Origin of the sequence: Stackebrandtia nassauensis DSM 44728, assembly GCF_000024545.1 — a bacterium.
Taxonomy (GTDB): Bacteria; Actinomycetota; Actinomycetes; order Mycobacteriales; family Micromonosporaceae; genus Stackebrandtia; species Stackebrandtia nassauensis.
In genome coordinates this window covers 4,699,561-4,720,885 of record NC_013947.1, presented here as the reverse complement: position 1 = coordinate 4,720,885, position 21,325 = coordinate 4,699,561, and the positions used below count along the sequence as shown (strand labels likewise).

General features: G+C 62.2%; 19 protein-coding genes, 1 tRNA gene and 3 pseudogenes. 17 read left to right on the top strand and 6 right to left on the bottom strand.

From position 1 onward, the window contains the following. Positions 1 to 22: 22 nt before the first annotated feature. From SNAS_RS21835 to SNAS_RS21805, 7 genes are all read left to right on the top strand, one after another. Positions 23 to 955 (top strand): segregation and condensation protein A, encoded by a 933-nt coding sequence (locus SNAS_RS21835; RefSeq protein ID WP_013019643.1) that lies wholly within the window; start codon positions 23 to 25, stop codon positions 953 to 955. Further along, positions 952 to 1,737 (top strand): SMC-Scp complex subunit ScpB, encoded by a 786-nt coding sequence (gene scpB / locus SNAS_RS36880; protein WP_013019642.1) that lies wholly within the window; start codon positions 952 to 954, stop codon positions 1,735 to 1,737. Before SNAS_RS21835 ends, scpB begins: the two co-directional genes overlap by 4 nt. After that, positions 1,727 to 2,461, top strand: a complete 735-nt coding sequence (locus SNAS_RS21825; RefSeq protein ID WP_013019641.1) for a pseudouridine synthase — start codon at positions 1,727 to 1,729, stop codon at positions 2,459 to 2,461. Before scpB ends, SNAS_RS21825 begins: the two co-directional genes overlap by 11 nt. A 95-nt stretch (positions 2,462 to 2,556) precedes the next feature. Then, complete coding sequence (cmk, locus tag SNAS_RS21820; RefSeq protein WP_013019640.1) at positions 2,557 to 3,234, top strand: (d)CMP kinase; 678 nt, start codon at positions 2,557 to 2,559, stop codon at positions 3,232 to 3,234. Then, positions 3,231 to 4,628 (top strand): ribosome biogenesis GTPase Der, encoded by a 1,398-nt coding sequence (der, locus tag SNAS_RS21815; RefSeq protein ID WP_013019639.1) that lies wholly within the window; start codon positions 3,231 to 3,233, stop codon positions 4,626 to 4,628. Before cmk ends, der begins: the two co-directional genes overlap by 4 nt. Positions 4,629 to 4,703: 75 nt before the next feature. Further along, positions 4,704 to 4,780, top strand: a tRNA-Pro gene (locus tag SNAS_RS21810). Between the two features lie 280 nt (positions 4,781 to 5,060). Beyond that, positions 5,061 to 5,249 carry a hypothetical protein gene (locus SNAS_RS21805; RefSeq protein WP_041625112.1) on the top strand — a complete coding sequence of 63 codons (189 nt, stop codon included), beginning with the start codon at positions 5,061 to 5,063 and terminating at the stop codon, positions 5,247 to 5,249. A 105-nt stretch (positions 5,250 to 5,354) separates the two neighbouring features. On the opposite strand, the pseudogene SNAS_RS37745 reads toward SNAS_RS21805, so the two are convergent. Continuing rightward, positions 5,355 to 6,443: pseudogene (locus SNAS_RS37745) on the bottom strand (recombinase family protein); the annotation flags it as partial. A gap of 1,063 nt (positions 6,444 to 7,506) precedes the next feature. Between SNAS_RS37745 and SNAS_RS21790 the strand changes: the two are divergent. Then, the gene (locus tag SNAS_RS21790) at positions 7,507 to 7,752 is read left to right on the top strand and encodes a hypothetical protein (RefSeq protein ID WP_144300597.1); all 246 of its coding nucleotides are present in this window, start codon (positions 7,507 to 7,509) and stop codon (positions 7,750 to 7,752) included. Next, positions 7,749 to 8,666, top strand: a complete 918-nt coding sequence (locus tag SNAS_RS21785) for a replication-relaxation family protein (protein WP_013019637.1) — start codon at positions 7,749 to 7,751, stop codon at positions 8,664 to 8,666. The genes SNAS_RS21790 and SNAS_RS21785 overlap by 4 nt, the downstream gene beginning before the upstream one ends. Before the next feature lie 464 nt (positions 8,667 to 9,130). Here SNAS_RS21785 and SNAS_RS21780 read toward each other — a convergent pair whose 3' ends face one another. The 4 genes from SNAS_RS21780 to SNAS_RS21770 form a co-directional block, all read right to left on the bottom strand. After that, positions 9,131 to 9,679 carry an RNA polymerase sigma factor gene (locus SNAS_RS21780; RefSeq protein WP_041625108.1) on the bottom strand — a complete coding sequence of 183 codons (549 nt, stop codon included), beginning with the start codon at positions 9,677 to 9,679 and terminating at the stop codon, positions 9,131 to 9,133. Between the two features lie 188 nt (positions 9,680 to 9,867). After that, complete coding sequence (locus tag SNAS_RS35915) at positions 9,868 to 10,026, bottom strand: hypothetical protein (protein ID WP_013019634.1); 159 nt, start codon at positions 10,024 to 10,026, stop codon at positions 9,868 to 9,870. Positions 10,027 to 10,029: 3 nt separating this feature from the next. Then, positions 10,030 to 10,545, bottom strand: a complete 516-nt coding sequence (locus SNAS_RS35365) for a hypothetical protein (protein WP_144300596.1) — start codon at positions 10,543 to 10,545, stop codon at positions 10,030 to 10,032. Positions 10,546 to 10,836: 291 nt separating this feature from the next. Beyond that, the gene (locus SNAS_RS21770) at positions 10,837 to 11,040 is read right to left on the bottom strand and encodes a hypothetical protein (RefSeq protein ID WP_144300595.1); all 204 of its coding nucleotides are present in this window, start codon (positions 11,038 to 11,040) and stop codon (positions 10,837 to 10,839) included. A 285-nt stretch (positions 11,041 to 11,325) separates the two neighbouring features. On the opposite strand from SNAS_RS21770, the gene SNAS_RS21765 reads away from it, so the two are divergent. The 6 genes from SNAS_RS21765 to SNAS_RS35355 all read left to right on the top strand — a co-directional run bounded on the left by SNAS_RS21765 (position 11,326) and on the right by SNAS_RS35355 (position 17,988). Then, positions 11,326 to 12,177, top strand: a complete 852-nt coding sequence (locus SNAS_RS21765) for a helix-turn-helix domain-containing protein (RefSeq protein WP_013019632.1) — start codon at positions 11,326 to 11,328, stop codon at positions 12,175 to 12,177. Beyond that, on the top strand, positions 12,174 to 12,398 hold the full coding sequence (locus SNAS_RS34315; RefSeq protein ID WP_083787194.1) for a DUF397 domain-containing protein: 225 nt from the start codon (positions 12,174 to 12,176) through the stop codon (positions 12,396 to 12,398). Before SNAS_RS21765 ends, SNAS_RS34315 begins: the two co-directional genes overlap by 4 nt. A gap of 563 nt (positions 12,399 to 12,961) precedes the next feature. Next, positions 12,962 to 13,960, top strand: coding sequence for a hypothetical protein (locus tag SNAS_RS21760; protein ID WP_013019631.1), 999 nt, complete (start codon positions 12,962 to 12,964; stop codon positions 13,958 to 13,960). Further along, positions 13,950 to 14,387: a hypothetical protein gene (locus tag SNAS_RS21755; protein ID WP_013019630.1), complete on the top strand. Its 438-nt coding sequence runs from the start codon at positions 13,950 to 13,952 to the stop codon at positions 14,385 to 14,387. The genes SNAS_RS21760 and SNAS_RS21755 overlap by 11 nt, the downstream gene beginning before the upstream one ends. 451 nt (positions 14,388 to 14,838) lie before the next feature. Continuing rightward, positions 14,839 to 17,151 carry a hypothetical protein gene (locus SNAS_RS35360; RefSeq protein ID WP_144300594.1) on the top strand — a complete coding sequence of 771 codons (2,313 nt, stop codon included), beginning with the start codon at positions 14,839 to 14,841 and terminating at the stop codon, positions 17,149 to 17,151. Between the two features lie 258 nt (positions 17,152 to 17,409). Continuing rightward, positions 17,410 to 17,988 (top strand): hypothetical protein, encoded by a 579-nt coding sequence (locus SNAS_RS35355; RefSeq protein WP_169313915.1) that lies wholly within the window; start codon positions 17,410 to 17,412, stop codon positions 17,986 to 17,988. A gap of 132 nt (positions 17,989 to 18,120) precedes the next feature. Here the strand turns inward: SNAS_RS35355 and SNAS_RS33105 are convergent, their stop codons facing one another. Continuing rightward, the gene (locus SNAS_RS33105) at positions 18,121 to 19,056 is read right to left on the bottom strand and encodes a hypothetical protein (protein ID WP_013019626.1); all 936 of its coding nucleotides are present in this window, start codon (positions 19,054 to 19,056) and stop codon (positions 18,121 to 18,123) included. Positions 19,057 to 19,801: 745 nt separating this feature from the next. Between SNAS_RS33105 and SNAS_RS21740 the strand changes: the two are divergent. Together SNAS_RS21740 and SNAS_RS36870 are read left to right on the top strand one after the other, a co-directional pair. After that, a pseudogene (locus tag SNAS_RS21740) lies at positions 19,802 to 20,788 on the top strand (chitinase); the annotation flags it as partial. Positions 20,789 to 20,873: 85 nt separating this feature from the next. Beyond that, a pseudogene (locus tag SNAS_RS36870) lies at positions 20,874 to 21,293 on the top strand (GNAT family N-acetyltransferase); the annotation flags it as partial. Positions 21,294 to 21,325 lie beyond the last annotated feature (32 nt).

Below are 21,325 nucleotides of genomic sequence, written 5' to 3'. Positions count from 1 at the left end.
CAGGCACATTAGGCTGTCGGACGTGAATTCCGAGCGCCCCGGCGAGCCAGACAGTGCGGTCGCGACACTGCCGGACCCGCAAGCCGACGGCGCGGGCGACGCCGAGCTGCCCGCCGAGACCGACGCGAAGGGCTTCCAGGTCCGGCTCGACAACTTCACCGGCCCCTTCGACCTGCTGCTCCAGCTCATCGGCAAGCACAAGCTCGACGTCACGGAGGTGGCTCTTCATCAGGTCACCGACGACTTCATCTCCTACACCCGATCGCTGGGCGACGACTGGGACCTCAACGAGACCAGCGAGTTCCTGCTGATCGCCGCCACCCTGCTCGACCTCAAGGCCGCCCGGCTGCTGCCCTCGGCCGACGTCGAGGACGAGGAGGACCTGGCGCTGCTGGAGGCCCGCGACCTGCTGTTCGCCAGGCTGTTGCAGTACAAGGCGTTCAAGGACGCCGCCGGGCACATCGACAAGCTCACCGAGGGCGCGGCGCTGCGTTTCCCCCGCACCGCCGGACTGGAATCCCGCTACGCCGAGGCGCTGCCGGAACTGGTGCTCAACATCGGCGCCGACCAGCTGGCGGCCATGGCCGCCGCCGCCCTCAAACCCAAACCGCCGCCCACGGTGGGGGTCGACCACGTCCACATGGTGCGCGTCAGCGTCCGTGAGCACGCGATCATCCTGCAGCGGCGCCTCAAACGTGTGATCACCTCCACGTTCCGGGCCCTGACCAGCGACTGCGAGTCCACCCTCGAGGTGGTGGCCCGGTTCCTGGCGCTGCTGGAGCTGTACCGGGAGGGCATGGTCGGTTTCGACCAGGTGCAGGCGCTGGGGGAGCTGACGGTGCGCTGGGTGGCCGCCGAGGACTCCAGTGACATCGAAGTAGACGAATACGTTGGTGCGCCCGCCGAGGCCACCGACGCGACCGGGGAAGCAGCCGAAGCCGAGGAGTCCGAGTGAACAACGCCGAACCCGCCGAGGAGCAGGGGACCAGCGGGTCGCTCGCCGCCGACATCGCCGAGTGGAGCCCGCCGTGGCAACGTGAGGAGCCGCGCGACACCCCGGCCGACGAGCCGGTGGAGTTCGCCGAGCCGGTGTCCGACGGCGTCGCCGAGACTCCCGCCGACACCGACGCGCCGCGGCCGGAACCCGAGCCCGTCAAGGCGCCGGAACCCGAACCCGAGCCGCTGCCGCTGTCGCAGGACCTCGCCGGGACGCTGGAGGCGATCCTCATGGTCAGCGACGAACCGGTCTCCGAGACCATCCTGGCCCAGACCCTGGGCCGTCCCGAGGGCGAGATCGTCGGGACGCTGCGTCGGCTGGCCGCCGAGTACACCGGCGACAACCGCGGCTTCGACCTGCGGCGCCAGGCCGGCGGCTGGCGCTACTACACCCGGGAGAGCTTCGCGCCCTATGTGGAGCGTTTCGTCCTGGACGGTCAGCAGGTCCGGCTCACCAAGGCCGCCCTGGAGACCCTCGCCGTCGTCGCCTACAAGCAGCCGGTGACCCGGGGCCGGATCTCGGCGATCCGGGGTGTCAACTGCGACGGGGTCATCCGTACCCTGACCACTCGTGGGCTCATCGCCGAATGTGGCACCGAACCCGACACGAACGCCAACCTGTACCGCACCACCGCACTGTTCCTGGACAAGCTCGGCCTCAACTCCGTGGAAGAACTCCCCCCACTGGCGCCGTTCCTGCCCGACGACGTCAACGAGATCGGAGAAGCCGATGACCGCTGAACCCGAAGGCGTACGCCTGCAGAAGGTGATGGCGGCCGCCGGGATCGGTTCCCGCCGCGCCTGCGAGAACCTGATCGCCGCCGGGCGGGTCACCGTCAACGGCAAGAAGGCCCAACTGGGCAACCGGGTCGACCCGCAGCACGCCGTCATCCACGTCGACGGTGAACGCGTCATCACCGACACCAAGCTGGTGCACTTCGCGCTCAACAAGCCCCGGGGCTACGTGTCCACGATGGATGACGAGCTGAAGCGCCCCGACCTCAACGAGTTCACCGCCGGGATCAGCGAACGCGTCTTCCACGTCGGCCGCCTCGACACCGAATCCGAGGGCCTGCTGCTGCTCACCAACGACGGTGAGCTGGGCAACCGGCTCACCCACCCGTCCTACGAGATCGCCAAGACCTACCGCTGCCAGGTCACCGGTTACGCCGGGCCCGCCATCGCCCGGCGGCTCGCGGCCGGGGTCGTGCTCGAGGACGGACCGGTCACCGTCGACGACTTCAAGGTCATCGACGAGCACGCCGACCAGGCGCTGGTCGAGATCGTCGTGCACGAGGGCCGCAAGCACGTCGTGCGGCGGCTGCTGGCCGAGGTGGGACTGCCGGTCAACCGGCTGGTGCGCACCGCGATCGGCGACATCCGGCTGGCCAACCTGAAACCCGGGACGTTGCGTAAACTCCGCCCCGACGAGATCGCCTCCCTCTACCGCACCGTGGGCCTGTGAAACGTGCCCAAACACATAGGTGACCAGGTACCCCACAGCAGGCGAACAACAGGCATCATAGATAAGGGTGCCCACCGCAGCGAGGAGAAGCAGACGTGAACACGACCCAGGCGTTCAACGGTGTCATCGCCATCGACGGACCGTCCGGATCAGGAAAGTCCAGCGTAGCTCGCCGGCTCGCCACCGAGTTGGGTGCCGCCTGCCTCGACACCGGTGCCATGTACCGCACCGCGACGCTGGCCGTGCTGCGCTCCGGGGTTCACCTCGGCGACAAACAGACCGTCATCAAGGTCGTCGAGACCGCCAAGGTGGAGTTCGGCACCACTCCGGCCGACCGTTACGCCCGGCTCGACGGCGAGAACGTCGACGCCGACATCCGCGGCGACGAGGTCACCGCGAACGTCTCGGCCGTGTCGTCCATCCCCGAGGTGCGGCAGTACCTCATCACCAGCCAGCGCGACATCATCAAGGCCGCCGAGAACGGCATCGTCGTGGAAGGCCGCGACATCGGCGAGGTCGTGGCGCCCGACGCCGACCTGAAGGTCTACCTGACCGCCGACCCGGCCGAGCGCGCCCGGCGCCGCTCGACCCAGAACGGCGCCAACCTGGCCGCCACCGCCGCCGACATCAAGCGTCGCGACACCGCCGACGCCAAGACCACCCGGCCGCACGACGCGGCCCCCGGTGCGGTCGTCCTCGACACCACGCACCTCGACCTGGACCAGGTCATCACGGCACTTCACGAACTCATAACCCGCGGGGGAACCACATGAGCGCCGAGCCCGCGCTCGACGACTTCAGCAATGCCGACACCGACACCGACACCGGCCCGGTACCCATCGTGGCCGTCGTCGGGCGACCCAACGTCGGCAAGTCCACTTTGGTCAACCGGTTGATCGGGCGCCGGCAGGCCGTCGTCGAGGATGTCCCCGGCGTCACCCGCGACCGGATCGCCTATGACGCGCAGTGGAACGGCCGCAAGTTCACCGTCGTGGACACCGGCGGCTGGGAACCCGACGCCGTCGGCCGGGCCGCCGCCATCGCCGCGCAGGCCGAACAGGCCATCGCCGCCAGCGACGTCATCGTCCTGGTCGTGGACGCCACCGTCGGCGCCACCGACGTCGACGACGCCGCCGCGCGGGTGCTGCACCGGGCCGCCAAGCCCGTCATCCTGGTCGCCAACAAGGTCGACAGCGTTCGCGCCGAGGCCGACGCCACCCAGCTGTGGTCCATGGGCCTCGGTGAGCCGCACCCGATCTCGGCCCTGCACGGCCGAGGCTCCGGCGACCTGCTCGACATCATCCTGGACGCGCTGCCGGAGCTGCCCTCCGTCGACGACGACACCGAGGGCGGACCCCGCCGGGTCGCGCTGGTCGGCAAACCCAACGTCGGCAAGTCCAGCCTGCTCAACCGGCTCGCCGGTGAGGACCGGGTCGTGGTCGACTCGGTGGCGGGCACCACCGTTGACCCCGTCGACAGCCTCATCGAACTCGGTGGCGAGACCTGGCAGTTCGTCGACACCGCCGGGCTGCGCAAACGCGTCAAGCAGGCCAGCGGCACCGAGTACTACGCCTCGCTGCGCACCCAGTCGGCCGTGGAGGCCGCCGAGGTCGCCGTCGTGCTGCTGGACGCCTCCGAGCCCATCAGCGAACAGGACCAGCGCGTCATCACCCAGGTCGTCGAATCCGGGCGGGCGCTGGTGATCGCGTTCAACAAGTGGGACCTCGTCGACGAGGACCGCCGGTTCCAGATCTCCCGCGAGATCGACCGCGACCTGCGTCGGGTGCAGTGGGCGCCGAGGGTCAACATCTCCGCGGCCACCGGTCGCTCCGTCGCCAAGCTCACCCCCTTCCTGCACACGGCACTGGAAGGCTGGGAGCAGCGCGTCCCCACCGGCGAACTCAACCAGTGGGTCGCGGCACTGGTCGCCGCCCACCCGCACCCGATCCGGGGCGGCAAGGCACCCAAGGTGCTGTTCATGACCCAGGCCAGCGTGCGGCCGCCGAAGTTCGTCGTGTTCACCTCGGGCCAGCTGGATCCGCAGTACCTGCGCTACATCGAGCGGCGGCTGCGGGAGGACTTCGGTTTCGCGGGCTCGCCGATCGTGTTGTCGGTCAAGGCCAGAGAGAAGCGGGGCAAGCGTTCGGCCAAGGCGGGGAAGCGTTAACCCGGAGGCGGGGCGCTTGGGACTTGGGTTAGAGTATCCAGGGTCGTTCACCCCCAAGGGACGACCAAGAACAATCGGGCTGTGGCGCAGTTTGGTAGCGCACCGAGCTGGGGGCTCGGGGGTCGCAGGTTCAAGTCCTGTCAGCCCGACCACGTGGTTCATCTTTGAACCCTGGGCATGAGCGGTGCCCCCTGTTATGGGGGCGCCGCTTTTGCGTTGTGTGGGGGCGAAGGTGCGGGTGGCGGGTAGTAGTGGTGTTAGTGGTTTTGCGAGCTGGTCGCGGGCGATGACGGGTGTGTGGGTGTGGTGGTCGGCGTTGATGAACAGTTTCGTGAAGCAGGCTTTGGTGAAGTATTTCTTGGTGTCGTCGCTGGCGGAGCGGTAGGCGGCTTGTGGGTCGTTGAGTAGGTCGAGCAGTGCGGTGATGGTTTTGTGGCCGTTGATGAGTTCGGTGATGTCGGCTTCGGCCAGGCGCGCGTGGAGGTCGGCTTTTTCGATGGCGATGTCGCGCATTTTGGCGGTGAGTTTGTCTTGTGGCCAGTCGGGATGTCCGACGAGTTCCATGTACTGATCCTCCAGAGCCTCAAGACGTTTGCACTCGTTGTTGAGAGCCTTGCGTAGCTCGGCGGTCGACTTTTGTGACGAGTTGATGGCTTCGTCCATGGCCTGGCGTAGTTGGTTGGCGGCTTGGGCCGGTATGGCAAGGGTGGCGTAGTGGCGTTCGACTTCGGCCTCGACGAGGTGGGCGGGCAGTCGCGGCATGTCGCAGGCGTGGAGTTTTTGTCCGGCGCAGGCGAAGTAGTAGTAGCGGCGGCCGGTATGTGAGCGGCCGGGCTCGAAGATGAACCGTTTGCCGCACCGGTCGCACCACAATGCTCCTTTCAGGTGGTGGTTGTGGCGAGACTCTTTGGTGCCGCCGCCGCGTTGCACGTCGAGGACGTGTTGAACCTGGTCGAACAGTTTCTGTGAGATGAGCGCCTGGTGGCGTCCTTTGTACTCCTTGCCCTTGTACTGCACGTAGCCCAGGTAGTAGCGGTCGCGCAAGATGGTGCCGATCTTGCCGACCGAGATCGTCGTCCCGGCCGGGTTCTTCTTCGTCGGTCGGGTGCGTAGGCCCGCCTTGGTGACGGCCTCGCGCAGGGCTTTGAAGGAGTGCTTGCCGGTGGCATACAGCTCGAACAGCATCGTGATGAAGGGTGCGCGTTTGCTATCGACGGCGATGGTGCGCACCTCGTGCCCGTCCACGGTTTCGGTCACGTTCAAGTACCCGAGGCGGGCGACGCCGAGAGTGCCGCCGCGTTCGGCCTTTGCCGCCATCTTGTACGAGATGTCGGCACCGCTCGCGCGGGACTGGTATTCGTTGACGCCGTCGATGACGTGGGCGACGAGGTCGCCGATGTAGGTGTCCTCGGTGTAGTCCATGACCGACACCAGCGTGACCCCGGCCTGCCGGAAGTCGCGTTTGGTGATCGCGGAGTCGATCCCGTCGCGGTGGATGCGGGAACGGGCGTACACGATCACCATGTCGACGTCGCGGGCGTTCTTGATACGCGCCATCATCTCCTGGAACCGAGGCCGCCCCGCCACGGTCATCGCGGAGCGGCCCGGCTCGACATACTCGTCCACGATCTCGGCCCCGATTTCGGCGGCTTTACGTTGACAGGCTTTGCGCTGCGCCGGAATCGAGTTGCCCTCCGGGTCGTAGTCGGTGTCCACCTGGGACTGCGAGGACACCCGCAGATACAACACCGCTCGTTTCGCACCCGAGACCGCACGCAGCCCTGGTTTCGTGGTTTTCGTGTGTTTGCTGGTCATGACCGACGCCTCCGTCCACAGTCGCTATCACCGCGCCGGGCAGTGTTGGGATGGCCCTGGGTCGTCTGATCCGCAGACGATTCGCCAGCCGATTCGATGTCCGGGGTGTCGCTACGTTCGGCGGCGAGCATGAGCACGACTTGCGCCAACAGCGGTATGTCCAGCGGGTCGCGCTGCGGACCCCTGATGCGGATACGCAAATGCGGACGGGCCATCACCACCACCCCCACACGGGGGTGTTGTGGGTAGGGACAGCCCGGCAGGCCGGACATAGCGCCCGTTCACCCGAAAGAATGAACCCACCACCCCTACCGGGACGTATGCCGGTCCCGGCCCGTTCAGGACGGCCCAGGGCGGTAGGGCGGTATTGCCAGGTGCGGGAACAACATTCCGGTATCCGGCCACACAGGCGCAACGGCGACCGCAGGCGGGCAGGGCCGAATGGTGGATTGTTCGCGATGCTCGAAACGTGGCGTCGAGTCATTGACGTTGGTCTTGCCGACGCGACCTGGACCTGGGTGGAGAGCAGTCGATGGTAGCTCGGTCGACCACCTCACGGGCCACTTGCGTCACTATTTCGGATTTTTCTCGGTCACGCGCGGCCACCAGCTCGGCCACCGACACTCACGCCCCGGTTGCGCGCAACCGCTCACGCGGCACGAGCAGAAACAGACAAGCGGTGACGGTTGTCGGCACCTGTCCCGCGTGACCGGCATGCGTGTAACGATTCCGCAACGGCAAACGGTTGCGGTGGCCACCACCGGTGGTATGGGAACGCGACACCATGCCCCGCGCGCCTGGTGGTTTGACCACGAGGCATCACTGCCGCGAACGGTCACGCATCAGGGCTTGTGATTGGCCTGTGATCGTTTGGGCTGGTCACGGATGCAGGAAATTGCTGCTGCGGGCGGTGGTTTCGAGCTACACAAGAAGCCGCTCGCCGAGTAATGGCGGGGTGGTGTCCCTGGCTTTGCCGACAACTGATGAAAGGAGGGTGAAGAGTTTGGGGATTGAGAAGACGCGGGGGTTCGAGGCTGGACCCCCGCGAGATGACAACGGGAAGGTGATTGATGGGTCGTGGTACCACCGCCGTTGGCTGGCGTATCGTCGCACGCCTGGTTTCTGGCTGCGCCAGATCTACTTCGGGTGGAAGGTGTGGTGGCTCGTAGCCGCTGCCTGGTTCGTCGTGTTCTACGGGCTGATCCATCGTCGGGGCCGCATTGTCATGCTGCTGGTCGTCGGGTGGCTGCTGGTGTTGGCGTACGGGCCGGAGCTGGCCGCGTGGCTAGCGGGGGTGGGGTCGCCATGACGAGTTGGCGCAAGCGGTCGAAACCGGTCGCGGGCTTGGAGGAGCTGGCGGGGCGGTTGCAGGAGCGGGACCGGTTGATCATTGATGCGTTGGGGCGGTACAAGGTGCTGACCAAAGCGCAGGTGGCGCGGCTGTTCTTCGACTCCGAATCCTCCGCCCGCGACCGCCTATCCACGCTGGTGGAGCTGGACGTCATCACGCGATACCGTTCGCACAATCGGCAAGCCTGGCGCTACACCCTCGCGTATTGGGGTGCCTGCGTTCATGCTGTCGCGACCAATCCGGATGCCAAGACTCCGACCAAGAAGGCCGTGTTCGATCAAGCGACGCGGATCATGCACTCGGCCCACCGCGGCCACACTGAATCCACCAACGACTTCTTCACCCGCCTGACCGCGTGCTGCCGCCACCGCGCCGACGAGGGGTGGGTGGTGGAGCGGTGGTTGAGTTCGGCTGAGTCCAGCCTGTTCTTCACCAACACCAAACCCCGGCCCGACGGAGGCGCCACCATCCACATGGATGACAGGGTGTTGGAATTTTGGTTCGAGCACGACACCGGCACCGAACCGTTGCATGTCTTGGCCGACAAGATCGACGCCTACGACAAGGAATACGACCAGCCCTGGCGGGACAACTTCACGCCGGTGCTGCTCCAGATTGACAAACCGGGTCGAGAAACCCATTTCCACCACACCCTCGCCTTGGCACGTGCTGAACGGCCGCTGTCGTTCCCGGTCGCCACCACCATCACCGAACTCGCGACCGACCCTGCCGATGCGGTGTGGTGGCTTGTCGGGCACGACGAGGTCCGCGTGCGCCTCGACCAGATTCCGCCCGCTAAAAAGCGCCTGGACTCACTAGAGTTCATGAAATACTGCCGAAGCGACGACTACCGCGTCGGCGGCTGGACCTAAACCCCGACCCGAAAGTTTTCGTCCCGAGTGGATTAGATGCTCCGATTCGTTCCCGTCACCGCCTTCGTCCCGGCTTTCGACACCCGCCCCGTCACGGCTTCCGACACCACCACCCAGTCCAGAGACAGGTATTACGCCTGGTCGCGCCGTATAAACACTGAACCGTGATCGAGTCCTACTTATATACATACCCCCAGGGAGAAGTGTCAGCAGACAAGGGTCAAGGCGGACCCGTAATGACCGTCCACAGTATCTGATCATGTAGACAGTCGCACTAATACCTATTACCCACCTGCCACCCTCCACATCGAGCCATCAGCAGCACACCCAGACGCCTGACAGCCGCTGCCACTCCCACGACCCGGACCCGGACCCGAGAAGCCATCAGGCCATGACAGGCCGCGAGCGGGCGACACAGCGGCGACAACGGCCACGACCAGGAAACAGCAGCTCGTTGTGACTGGTCAGCAGCGTCTTATGGGCGGGCATGGCAGGTCGTGTGCGGCTAGTCGGGTGCGCAAGTGTTTGCGGGCGCGGTAGAGACTGGACCGTACGGCCGCCACGCTGCATCCGAGGCGGTTGCTGGTGGCTGCGGGGTCCTCGTTGGCCAAATAGCCGGTGACAACCGCGCTTGCCTGCGAGGGCAGTGCGGCCAGCCACGAGCGCACGACCGGGGTCACGTCGATGACGGAGGCGAGGTCGGCTGGCCCCGGCGAAGGGTCGCAGCGCCCGGCGTGAACGGTGTCGGCGTCGCGCGGGGTCATGTCGGGAAGGAAGTCGCACGCGAGATCGCCGGATGGTGGGGTGCGTGCGGCGCGTTTGCGGTAGTCGATGATCAAGTGCCGGGTGACGGTGGCCAGCCACGCGAGGGGATGCTCGATTGTCTTGCCCGAGTGGAGGTGTCGCCAGGCCCGAGTGAACACCTCGGCGCAGGCGTCTTCGGCGTCGTGCACGGCCAGTTGGGCACGGCATCGCCCCAGTACCCAGCCTCGGCAGGAGGCGTACAGCCGCACGAAGGCTTCGGTATCACCGGTTGCTGCCGCCTTAGCCCAGGAGCGCAGCGAGTTCGCGCTTGCGGGGCTTGCGGTAGATCGTGAGGGCCTCGGTGCCTTAGGCAGGCTCCGCCCCGGTTGTTGAGTGTCCATGAAGGTCTCCGAAAGATCGGAAGGGTAGATTGCGGTCGTTCAGGCGGCGCGAGACGTCAGCTGAGAAACCAAAGCAGGCAGGCGGCGATGAACGCGCCGATACCGAAGTCGCGTACTGTCTCGCCCGCGTCGGGTCGGTGCGAGCTTTTGGCGATGATTGCGGCGATTAGCCCTAGGATCGCGGCGATTGTGAGCAGCAAGCAGATAGCGGCCATGGCTCAGCCCACCCTCGGAAACTCGCCCGCGCCGTTGGCGCTGGAACGGGGTGTTGTTGAGGATGCCGGACGCGGTCGCGCGTGCGGACCCGAGCGCGACGGGCGCCTTTGGTCAGCGAGCCAGGCGCGGTATAGCCACGCCGCTTCGCGAATGAGCAACCATCGGACTTCCGGTGTTTCGGCCCAATGCCGGTGGCTTTGCTCGATGGCGACGCGCGGGTCTGGCTTGTCGATACCCGACACTGTCGCCAGCGGTGAGGTGCGTGACCCGCCCCGCGAGATCACGTCAAGGAACACATGGGTTTCGCCGCTGAGCATGGTTGCTGAGATCTGGCATCCGCACGCGGTGAACAATCCGAGCATCACCACTATCGGACTTGACGGCGATTCGGGTGTGTCGGTGTCGCTTCGAGAGGGTGTCGAGTTGGTCGGTGACGGCCAGATGGGTGGTTCCTCACGAATCAGTCTCCTACCGGTGTCCTTGGTGGAGGTGTCGGTGTGATTGTTGTTGGCGTACATGACATGTTCGCCTTCTTCCTACATAGGAATATCGAATAGTGACTGTGGATTGATAGAGGGTGGGGCGGTCGGTGCGGACGCCGCGCGTCGGGGGGACTCAATCCCCGAACTTGTGCGCGTCCGGTGTGTGAACAACCGAAGCCGCCCCACCGGCCGAAACCGAATGCTGCTTTCGATCCCGGGAGGCGAGAACGTCGGCGGCAGGGCTTCGGCCATCCCCGCTCAGGTCCGGTCGCGATACGGAGGAGACCGCTTCGAACCTCTCGGGGACACCTACGGCGGACTAGGCGATCAACCCGACGCCCGCAGAGACCTCGCACCGGCATGGTCAGGGCATCGGTGGGAGGCTTCCGGACGTTGCAGGTGCGTGGTGAAGACCTTGCCCATATCGGCGACCAGATCACGCCACTGCGCGCCTACGATCGGGTCGCTGACGATTAGGGCGCGTAGCGCCTGGCAGACTGGGAGCAGATCGGGCACGTTTTCGTCATTCATGACGGAGACCTCCGGTCTCTTCTGGACCAGGGCGAGCCTCACGGCGTCCAAACTGTTCGGCTCGCCCTGGTCGTTTAACCATTCCCCCGCCACCACTCAAGAGCGGCAGCGGAAGCCTCAATCCTATGTGTACTCACTGTGGCCGTGACCGGCATCACCAGTGGGTACATCCGTTATACCATGCTTACAGATTTTGCGCAACGTTTAGCCTACTGGAGTCAAAGAAGGGTTTCGGCAAAATCTCTAATCGTTTAGGGTAGGCGTAAGCGACTAGGAGGTGTCGACATGGCATCAGGACGTAAACCGACCATCCGTGCCGTATGGCTCGGACAGGAACTTCGCAAGATGCGCGACGAAGCAGGTTTGACGGTTCGGGCTATGGGCAGCTTGGTTCACCTCAACCAAGCAAACGTGTCCAAGCTGGAGAACGGCATATACCCCGCGAGTGTCCAACATGTTGAGGCGTATCTACGCATCTGCGGTATCGACGATCCGAAACGGCGCTCCGATGTCTTCAAGATCTGCGACGACGTATTGCGCAAAGGGTGGTGGGACGGGTTCGCAGGCGAGCTTGCCTCCGAACTCATGGACCGCATCTGGCTCGAATCAAAGGCGGTTCACATCGATGCTTTTGAGCCAATCCTGGTACCGGGCTTGCTGCAAACCTCCGCCTATGCTCGTGCGGTTATGGCGGCCGACCAACCTGACGCGAGCTCTGAGCGACTTGAACGCTGGCATGACGTACGCACTACCCGCCAACTCATCATCACCAAGCATGAGCCCATCACACTTCGAGCCATCATCGATCAATCCGTGATCCGAAGGGCCATAAGCGATAGCGAGGCGGGACTACCGCAGCTGAGGTTTCTCGCGGAAGTTTCTGAGCGGCCAAATATCGAGCTACGCGTCCTACCCGACAGTGCTGGTTTTCATGCCGGGATGAACGGCAGCTTCGAAGTTCTGTCTCTCGCCGACCCATACCCCGAAGCCGGACTTTTGACGACTCCCTCCGGCGAAGTCTGTGTGGAAGGCGACGCCATTCATCACCTCAAGCAGAAATATGAACTCCTGCTACAGTCCAGCCTTGACCCCGAGCCATCTCGTAAGCTCATCAAGTCAGAGGTAGACAAGCAGTGAACAACGAAGCCCCAACACCCCCAAACTTGGGCATCACATCTTGGCGGGTGAGCACCCGCACCGGCAGCTCGGGTGGAAACTGCGTAGAAGTCGGTGCCAGAGCAGGCAGCGTAGTCGCGGTGCGTGATACCAAGAACCGCTCCGGAGGGGCGTTGGCAGTCTCGGCTGCTGATTGGGCCGCATGGGTATCGGACATCAAAGACGGTTCATTCGATAGCTAACCCGATTCACGACAGCGGGTGCCTCGACGAAGCGAGGCGCCCGCTGTCGTGCGCTCATGCTTCCGTCAATGGGCGTACGTACCGTCCTATTCGTTCATTGCTGTCTAAGAAACCTCGCATTGGACCCGAGCACGCGAGTGGTGGGGTGGGGGTCACATATGGAGTCGTCGCGGTGCGTATCCTCGAATGCGACTCAACGCACCACTCGTGGTGCACCCCCTATCACGACTCACGGAGGCATGAGAGTGTATGGCGCACAATGCATCGACACTTCCCCATTCCAGCGAAAACAGTGGTCACTCCGTAAATCCACGTTAGAGCCAGTCGAGCTTGCGACTACCCAAACAGCCGAGCACGCGGCGAGGTTCTCGTGGCCGCATCGTGAACTGATGCTGCCCCTAGTCCGGGCGCGCTCAGCTTGCCACAGTCCGAGGCTGCATCCATGCATGCGCGTCCCCGCATGGCGAAGCCCTCTGCATCGGCCTCGACATCGACTCATGTCGTTTTCTGATCACAGGGTCCGCGCGGATTACCCCCCTGACTCATTACGGAGACTCACCAATATGTCCGAACTGGACGACATCAAAAGCGAAGTAGAAAAGACCGGCACCGAGATCACCAACGCGAAAACCGCGGCCGAGCTGACTAACACCACGACTGAAGAAAAGATCGACGAAATGAACATGCTGGGCCTGGAAGGGGTGGTGATGACCCTTCAGGCCGTGGCCCGGGACGTGCAATCGGCGATAGGCCAGTTGGGCGACGCTCATAGCCAGGCAGACGAAGCCACGACCGGGTTGAGCGGCGTGACGGACAAAACCAGGGTGTCCGAAACTGTCGCCGCCCTTGACAAGGCTCTCCAGTCGCTAGGCAACAGCGGGACCTTGTTGCAGCAAGCAAACGGCAACACCGAAAACGCACTGACACAGGCTCAGCATGCCGAAGTCGAAGCAGTCACCACACACGTGATGACCGTGATGCAGGCGGTTGGTCAAGCCCAAACCGTTGCCCAGGCAACCGTGACCAAGGCCCAGGCATACCGCAACAAGATCGAAGGCTCCTCCAAAGGATTAACAAGCTCAACCAGCAGAAGTCCCAGTCCGCCACCCTTCCAAACCGAAGTCGTGGCCACCCCGCGAGGCCAACCACCAACTCAAGATCACGAACCCGTCGCCAAAATCGGCGACCCGATACAACCACCACAAGGAGGTCCCGACGACACCAGCGACCACCGTGCCGAGCTGAAGAGTGCTGACGATGAAGATTCAGCACGGTCGAAGGCCAGTCGATTTGGGCGAGCATTCGCCAGAAACGCCAGTGATGTCGCTGCCACATCGAAGGACGCCACCGACAGCGCTTCGTTCTCCATCGATGACGGCTACGACCCGCACGACTATGGGAACTCGACAGCGACAACGCAGGCTGACGTCCGCGTCCCGGTGATCTCGTCTTACGCAACCGATGTGAAGGCGTCAGACGTAGTTGGGACGACTGTGGTTCTGACAGTCATCGCGGTAGAGGGAGTAACTAGGTTGATCAGAAAGAAGGGCAATGCCAAGTAACCAGCTGTTTCGAGAGACCGTCAAGGCAATGGCTTTGGGCGACGGAGCCAAAGCCCGGGAACTTAACGAGCAGATACCTGACGCCGACCGCGAGGCATATGCCATCTATGTAGCAGCGATGTTCGCTGGTGCGGCTGGCCACCAGTTCGAAGCGGACCAAAGCCCGGAAGCCATCAAGCGCTTCGTGAACGAGATGCGACATGACTTCCGCAAAGCCGACCCGCCCTTCCAGCCACTAGCGATGGAAGGACTGTTCCGCGTGTTGTTCGGGGAGGAGCACCTCCTGGACGAGATTTCCCCGGCTGATCAGATGCGGCTCCAGTTCTTGGCCATTCGCAAGATCGTCGACCAATCTGACCACATGAAGCAACGGCTCGACGACTACCTCACCGACGCCGAGACACTTGCCGAACAGTGGATGTCCTGATAGGACCCAGTGATGTGCAGGGTGGCCCTGGCATGTGCAGGGCCGTTCTGTCGGTTCCTGGTGTCCACTTGTGCCGTGCAATCGCGAGAAGTTGTTCTGGTGGCCGCCGTCCGCTACTGAGGCCCAGATGTTTCTTGCCGTCCAAAAGTTGATCAAACAGGTTCGCCAAGTCGACCGAGCTTCCACCACCCCCCACCGGACACCACCACTGCTGTCTTCTGGAGCGATGTAGAAGCTGTGGTCGGTGCCGATCCATACCCGTCGATCGCCGAGCACGATTTTGCTCATGGGACTCATCGACGGTAGATATCGGGGAACGGTCATCTCGCGGTCCCGTCGGACATCCGTAGACCTTGTCTACACGCTAGGCCACTTCCGACAACTGTGCGGCATACGATCGCGGTCCGCCATCTGTGCTGCTGTGATCGAGTGATCCCTTTACGATCAAATCATGGCACCAGATATGGCGGAGGCACGAGGCACAGCAATGATTCGCCCGTGGCGAGTTGGCGTCCTCACCGACACAACATCCAAAGAGGGAGTACGCGAAGCTATCGCGAAACTGTCATCTGTCTGGGGCGGCCAGTTTATGCCGATTTTCGACATCGGTGCACCAATCGAAGAGTTGGAACAGCAAGGACGTCAATACGACGTTGACTCGCTTGATGCCGATGCGGTCGATGGGCCGCTCGGAGTTCTTTTGAGGAAACCCGGATGGATCTGGAGCGGTCGCGGTCCTTGGGGGCCCTTTGGTGAGGAGGAGGGGTTCCGTAAGGGCCTGCTACCTGTCCGCTCATTCATCGACACATCTACCACCCTCGTTCAACCAACATGGGATCGTGAAGACCAGGATGATTTGTTGTATGCGGCAAACTGGGGTCTCCCGGATCACCTTGGCTTGTCACTCGCCTCAAATGGCTACGACAACGAACTGCGGTCTGCGCCATACCTTGAGGTTCTTTCGAGTCGGGAACCGAATCGGTCGACCGTGGGCGTACTTTCAGCCACTATCCTCCATATAAGAGCGAATCCACGTGGTTACCTCGACGGCTTCACCGGCATCTATGTGGTGCGACCTGACCATCCAGAGGACGTTGTAGAGTTCTGGAATATGCGTGTCTACGGCACGAAGATTATCGGCGTGTCCGCAATGGGGACCGAGGAACTGCTGAAACTTCTCATTTCGTCAGGTCTTCCCTTTGTCACAGACAGAGGTATGAACGCTGGTTCCGAAGTCCAACAGGATCTGTGTGTATGGGGGTTCGACGACGCGTCCCACGAAATCTCCGAAGCAATACAAATGGTGGCCGCGCGCAACGGAATGAAAGTGCGACCCTACGATCGCGAAAGCTGGACACGCTTCGAGTTCCAAGGGCTTCAAACCCCATTCACACGTTCCATCCGTGCTGACTTCAGACCTGGCGCGCACTGGTTTGACATTGCTTTGCCGACACTACCCATTAACGATGAGCCAGATATCATTGCACGAGGGATCATTGCGGCAGAAATCAACTTGCACAGTGTCTTCGGTCAAGATCCACGATTGACTGGCTCCATCCCTCCGTACAGGCGCCACTCTTCGTTGCTTAAGCATGCTCTTAGCATGGAAGGAATCGATCACGCACGCGTGACAGACTCAGGAGTAGCTCTTGGCGTCTCCGCTGAACGAGATCATGCACGTTTTCCATTCGTCTATAACCAGGACGTCATGCGCCTCCTCTTTGACGATGACTCCGTTTCAATAACACAGTCAGACATTGGCAAGTTCCAGTCTCGGGCAGCTGAAAAGTTCGGCGGAGTGTTCAGTGGCGTGTTCAGCCAACCTGGAAACCGCGCTGCGGTTGCACTCGCAGCAGGCAGGAACGCTGGAGTAACGCTTCCTCACCTTCGTCAAACCGTTGAGAGCCAACGAGGAAATTGGCCAGATCCTCTCTACGAGCGGAGTTTGAGCCCAAAGGACTACGCAGTTCAACAGTTGAACCGACTTCTCTATAGTGGGCTTTTTGTCCCAACACTTAGAGTGCAATGCAGTACCTGCCGAGCAGATAGCTACGTGTCGGCAGATAATCTAGCAACGACAATGACCTGTGAGTTCTGTGGCGATTCTTTCAAACTTGCCCTATCGCATTCACTCGTCCAACCTGAGTGGCGTTACAGGTTGGCAGCCCATCTACGCGCTGACCAAGTACAGGCACTACTTCCAGCGCTAGCTACAACTTCTTTCCTAAGCCAGTTGAGGCACATCGAGGAACCCCCTCTGTCCCACATGCTTGGGTTGGAAGTTTCGATAGACCGAAAGACCGTAGAGGTCGATGTTGCGGTCTATTTGCCCGACCACGACTGGACGGTTGTGCTAGGCGAGGTAAAAACTGCCAACTACATCGACGCGAACGACATCGCCAACCTGAGATTTCTACAGGACAAACTGTCTGAGAAAGGCGTACGGTGCCTCCTCCTATTCGCAACCCTTAAGGACGAGTTCTCCTCCCACGAGATCGACGAACTGCGCGAGCTCGTTGAACAATCAAAACCAATCCAAACACGTAACGGCAGAGTTCTACCAAACATGCCACTAGTCTTGACAAACCCCGACCTCTCACAACCGCCCGGTAGCCAGAGCCACCCGTGGCGGTGGGATGACAAGAACTTCGCAGGCGTGATCGGAACCGCCATCGCCTCATGCGAGAGAAACCTCGGGCTAAGGAACTACGAGTTCAGCCGCTCAAATGGCCAAAGAGAAATCCAATACGAATGGAACAGCTAGAAACTTACCAGGGAAAGGCCGAGGTGGTTTTCATCGAAATCACTGACCTGTGGGACGGACTGATCTTCAAACCGGCACCCTCGATGTACGCGACGCAACCTGGGCCGACGTGGATGCGACCGAACCGCCCTTGAACCTTGGCGAGACAGCGGCCAAAAGCGGCACTGACCGAGTCCTGCATGTCCTACTGGCAGCCGCGACCCGGCCAAAAGTCCCTACCGCTGTGTCGTATCCGATCCATAACGTTGCCGTACGAGATTGGAGATCACCATGTTTTCAGAAACCGGCGCGGCGTGGGTGGCAGCTGCCGTAGCTGTCGGCGCGTTCGTTCTTACGATTCTTCAGACAAGAATCGCGAAAGCTGCTGTGGATCATGCGAAGGAAGTCCACCTTGACCAGATGCAGCCCTATGTGTTCGCGGATATCCGTTCGGCTGAACATACGAAGGGACTTGCAATGCTTGTTGTCTGTAATGAGGGGCCGACGGTGGCCACCTATGTGCACATCAAATTCAGCCGACCTCTTGTCATTGAACGAGGTCCGGATGATCCGCCGCTGGGCGAGTGGAAAATAAAGTCTCTTCCGCCGGGCGCACAGTTTGTACGGCCTCTGGGGGCAATGGTTACGTTTCTAGGTTCAAACGGTGACAGCCCTGTCCAAGTCACTGTGGATGCGCACGGACTGTACTCGAACGAGAAACTCGAAACGCTGACATACGAACTTGACTTGCCGCAACTCAAGAAGACCTCTGCCGCTGGCAAGACCATCAGTCATGCAGCTGAAGCCTTGGAGTCTATGGCCAAGACGCTCAAGGCTGCCAATCCTGGGCAGAAATGAAATACGATGATGTGTTACCGGAATCGAGGCCCAAGTTGAGGGTTGGACGGCAGCGTCAACACGCAGTTTCGCTTACATAAACGCGTTTCGGATACAGCGCTGCCCAGCAGGCGATCAACGTAGTGTTGCAAGCTACTGTGCGCCCAGCGAGATGAGGTAAGCGACGGCTCCAGCAACCAGAAGACCCGCGACGAACCCGACAACTGCGCCGATCTTTAGGTAGTCCCAGAAACGACCTCTGTCAACGATGTCTGTTATCGATTGATCAGCAAGTTGCTCGGTAACGTTCTCGAGTCGCTCGATCGTGCGTTGAGCCTTATCCAAGTTAGACAAAGACCTGTCCAAGGAGTCTGGCAGGTCTGCCTGACGTTCGAGTTCGTCGATAATGCCGGGCAGTCGGCGGAAGTTCGAACTCTGGAGCGCGTCAGGGAGGCGGCCGAGTCCGGTGTCGGAAACCAATTGCGAGAACAATTTGGCGGCCTTCCACAGAGCATCGGTCTGATAAGGAAACTCCATTCTCGCAAGCAGAGTCGTTGCGTGGTTGAGGGAGTAGATAGCGTCTTTGTCGAGTTCGGGGCCCCGAAATGCCTTGTCGAGTTCATTGCGCAAGAGATCCCCGATCTCTTCGGGCAAGTCGCTGATTGCCCCAAGGATTTCGGACTTCGCGCTCGCCACCGAGTCGATGAGCATGCGTTCGAACTTTTCCTGGCTCAGCCCTTCGAGCCCACGAAGTGCTTCAAGCTGGTCGCCTTCGCGGTCCTTCTTCCATTGCAGGAGTAGGGATGCGGGGTACTTGTGTAGGTTCGTATTCAGGTCGACTTCGGCATGATGCGGGTAGCACAGCAGGATGAGGTTGCGGTGGCTCTTGCGTTCCTCAACGGTCATCATGGGGTCGTAACGCAAGCCACCCGCTTTGGCAGCGTAGATGTGGGCGCGTTGAACCTGGGTAACAAGGTTGTCACCAACCTCGCGCAAAGCGCGAACCTGACATTTTGGGAAGTAGCAGTAGCCCTTGCCGAACAGAAATAGTCCGCGATCGTTGCCGATACGGTAGTCACGATCTCCCACAGTTCCTCGTTTCACAGAGTTGGTCGTGTGACCTGGTTTCGTTGTATCGCAAGGCTGTGACAGGTATGACACGCGGCGCCTTGACCCAGCGAATCGGGCTGGGAGATTGCGTTCAGTGATCCAGCAAGGTTCGCGACATCCACGGAGTGGTTTGAAGGTACGAATGGTGGCGAGCAATCTCGAATGCTCACGCCGCATTATTGATCAGCGGCCGCGCCGCACACCACGTTCTCGCAGCAACCGCTTTACGCTGGTGCGTCCTATCCCGAACGCAGCAGCCAAATCTACTTGCCGTTGCCCCGCAAGAAAACCCGTCACGATCGCCTCGATGTCTTCAGGGCGCAAACGGCGGTGCAGCGCCCACGGTTGTGCGGGAGCCGCTGGGGCCGGGGCAGGGTGGTGGGGTCCAGGATTATCCACCTGACCGGTGTGGGGTCCACAAACCTGTTCATGCAGGCGTTTGACCTGCGGAAATAGGTTCGAAGATTCAGACATCATCACGACCAGAGCGAGAGTGGAGTGGTCTTCCTTCGGGAGGCCGCTCCACTTTTTTGTTGCCTTAAAACAGTTTAAAACCCTTCCGGTGAGCGTTTGCGGCTGTTGACTCCGACACAAGCCGACAGATACATTGACGCATGCGGATGTATAAAGACTCTTAATTGTTGAGGGGCACCGCATCCGCGCCTCGTATCACCAGGCAGGAGAGAACAAGCCCATGAAACGCAGGACAAGACTGGTCGCGTTCGGCGCGGCCGCCGTGCTGGCCGTCGGCGGCGGCACCGGCTACGCGTTCGCCAACGAGACCGAAGGTTCGTCGGGATCCGGCACCTCGACGAGCCCCGATCTCAGTGCGGCGGAGATGGCCGCGGCCCCGTATCTGTTCGAGGGCTGGGGCGACCCGCCCGACGTCAAGACCGTCATGGACGCCACCGGCGTCAAGGCGTTCACGATGGCGTTCATCCTCTCCGACGGCACCTGCAACCCCTCCTGGGATTCGCAGCGGCCGTTGGAGGGTGGCGTCGACCAGAAGGTCATCGAGGAGGTGCGCGCCAACGGCGGTGACGTGATGCCGTCGATCGGCGGCTGGCAGGGCGACAAGCTCGGCCCGCGCTGCGGCAGCCCCGAGGAACTGGCGGGCGCCTACCAGAAGGTCATCGACGCCTACGGACTCAAGGCGATCGACGTCGACATCGAGAACACCGACGAGTTCGAGAACCACGAGGTGCAGGAGCGGATCCTGTCCGCCCTGAAGATCGTCAAGGAGAAGAACCCGGACATCAAGACGATCGTGACCTTCGGGACCGGCAAGACCGGCCCCAACGAGCACGGCGTGCACCTGATCGAGAAGTCGAAGGAGCTCCAGGCCAATATCGACGTCTTCACGATCATGCCGTTCGACTTCGGATCGTCCGACATCTACACCGACACGATCGCGGCCTCCGAAGGGCTGCGGGACCAGCTGAAGAAGACATACGGCTGGGACGACGCCGAAGCGTACGCGCACATGGGCATCTCGGGCATGAACGGGATGTCGGACCAGTCGGAGGAGACCTCGCCCGACACCTGGACCAAGATCCGGGACTGGGCGAAGCAGAACTCGTTGGCGCGCTTCACCTTCTGGGCTCTGAACCGGGACCGTCCCTGCCCTGGCGGCGGGACCACGTCCAACTGCAGCGGCATCGACCAGAAGGAGTGGGAGTTCACGAGCATCACGGCGGGATTCGCCGGCTGACGACCTGATTCCACACACCCAGGTGCGGGTGGCCCGGGCTCGGAGGGCCATCCGCACCTTTTCGTGTGCGTGTGACAATTCCGGGATGCCGTTCCACGCCGGTGAGTCCCTTGTCCTCCGCCCCTGGTTCGAGTCTGATGTGGAAGCCGTCCTGGCGGCCTTCGTGACCCCGGACATGGACCAGCAGTGGCGGCAACCGGTGCGGACCCTCACGGTGGCGCGGGAGTGGCTGGCGTGGGCGGTGGCGCTGCACAACCGGGAGTCGGGTTACGGGTTCGCGGTGTGCGGCACCGACGACGTCCCGGTGGGCAACATCGCCGTCACCAACATCAACCACCACGACTGCGGCTGGATCTCGTACTGGACCAGCGCGAGGGTGCGGGGGCGGGGCATCGCCCCGGACGCGCTGCGCGGGCTGCTGCCGTGGCTGCACGACGAGCTGCGGCTACACCGGCTGGAACTGGGATACCGGTCCAACAACCCGGGTTCGGGGCGGGTGGCGCACAAGGCCGGGTTCCTGCCGGAGGGACGGCAACG